This is a genomic window from Vibrio sp. 704, from assembly GCF_033339295.1.
The window spans coordinates 1-1,033 of sequence record NZ_JAWOUH010000134.1 but is presented as its reverse complement, the minus strand read 5'-3'; the positions used below and the strand labels follow the sequence as shown (position 1 = coordinate 1,033).

Annotated in this window: 2 protein-coding genes; one reads left to right on the top strand and one right to left on the bottom strand. The window is 46.0% G+C overall.

Features of this window, described 5'->3' with window-relative positions; translation table 11 throughout:
- Positions 1-531, top strand: a 531-nt coding sequence (locus tag R7R24_RS24970) for a phosphatase (RefSeq protein ID WP_318119790.1), incomplete at its 5' end; no start/stop codon positions are given.
- Positions 532-607: 76 nt separating this feature from the next.
- Here R7R24_RS24970 and R7R24_RS24965 read toward each other — a convergent pair.
- The coding region (locus tag R7R24_RS24965) for a DUF6515 family protein (RefSeq protein ID WP_318119788.1) at positions 608-1,033 on the bottom strand (426 nt) is incomplete at its 5' end.

Genomic DNA, 1,033 nt, shown 5'->3' with positions numbered 1-1,033 from the left:
GTTGAAGCCAACACTTTAAACGTCAAAGGCGAGATCGATCTTCCGCCTTCCTCTGATCAACATCTTGATTGGGTAATTGCTAGCTTTCATGAGCCCGTTTTTAGACCCGCAACCGAAGCGGAGCACACTGCCGCGCTGATTAACGTCATTAAAAGTGGCAGAGTGGACGTGTTAGGGCACTTAGGTAATCCCAATTACCCATTTGATATGGAGCAAGTGTTGCGTTGCGCTAAATCACACAATGTGGCGATTGAGGTGAACAATACGTCTCTCACAGGCAAGAGCCGAAAGGGCAGTGATGCGCGCTGTGATCAAATTGTTGCCTTAGGAAAAGAGATTGGCGTGTATTTCAGTACCGGCTCTGATGCGCACTTTTGCGAAGAGATTTCAAAACTGGATCTCGCCATCGAATTGCTGGAAAAACATGGCGTGGAGAAGGACAAAATCCTAACGACTTCAACCTGTCGTTTCTTGAAGTTCTTACTACTCAGAGGTAAACCACGCATTCCTGAGTTCGACGCGTTTTACTGATGTATGTGCATGAATAATCAAAAGTAGACCCCGCCAATCGGCGGGGTTTGTATTAGTTATGTACAAACTTGATTACTTACAAAGGTGACTCAACGACTACATATTTACGATCTGCCCTAAGTGGCGCAAACCATGTGTCTTGGTATTTGAAATAGCTTTGCCCGTCTATCACTATCGTCTGCTTGGTGTGGGGAAGTGAGTCAACAATTTCGCCAAGCTTATAAGGACTTGGGTTTTTCTTAGTGATCGTTTTGCTTGTCTCTGTTGTCGTGGTACTCACTTGGTTAGGAGAGGCAGAATAAGAGTTGGGTGAGGTTGTCACAGTACTTAAGCTCGTTGTTGTTGACGCTGAGTTAGGTAAAACATCACTACCGCTGATGACTGTGTAATTTCCGGCTGGTGGGTTTTGGACATACACGTAACGACTGCCGCGCTGTTGATAATAGGCGTCTTGCACAATGGCATAGGTCACTCCAGCGAAAATCGCAAACGTAGCGATGCC